We start from the raw sequence: 564 nt of genomic DNA on the forward strand, positions 1-564 counted from the left end.
CGACCTGGACCCGGCGGCAGTGCAGGCTGTCTCCGGCACACCCATCGGCGCGCAGGCCAAGGCCGATGCCACTCTCGCGGGGGGAAACCCCCGATGAACCACCAGCCAGCCCACGAGCATGACCGGGACGATCACCTCATGAATGGTCAACTGAGCAGCAGCGACGGCCAGTCGCAGCCGCTGCGCCTCGGCACCCGCCGGAGCGGCCTGGCGATGGCCCAGTCGGGCATGGTCGCCCGCACGGTCGGGCGGGTCACCGGGCGCCCCGTCGAGCTGGTGGAGCTGCACGGCCAGGCCGTCGGACCCAGCCACACCATCGGGGTGGAGCTGTCGCAGCCGGAACTGGGCCGCCTGATCGGCGCCGGTACCGACGCGGTCGGCCGGGCCATGCACCGGCTCAAGGCCGCTGGACTGGTGCGGTCGCAGTACCGGAGCGTCACGGTGCTCGACCTGGCCGCGCTGCACCGCCGATCAGCCCGACCCCGAGCAGACCGAGACCGCCGCCGGCGGAGGCGGGCGCCGCGGCGGTCTTCCGGGGCGCCCGGGGGCGGGTCACCTCTGGCG

At 74.6% G+C, this 564-nt stretch carries 1 protein-coding gene; it reads left to right on the forward strand.

Annotation, left to right across the window (positions count from 1 at the left end; all coding sequences use genetic code 11):
• Positions 1–138: 138 nt before the first annotated feature.
• On the forward strand, positions 139–564 hold a 426-nt coding region (locus ABD323_RS44500; RefSeq protein WP_344447667.1), incomplete at its 3' end, for a helix-turn-helix domain-containing protein.

The sequence above is a fragment of the Kitasatospora nipponensis genome, assembly GCF_039528135.1.
Lineage (GTDB): Bacteria > Actinomycetota > Actinomycetes > Streptomycetales > Streptomycetaceae > Kitasatospora > Kitasatospora nipponensis.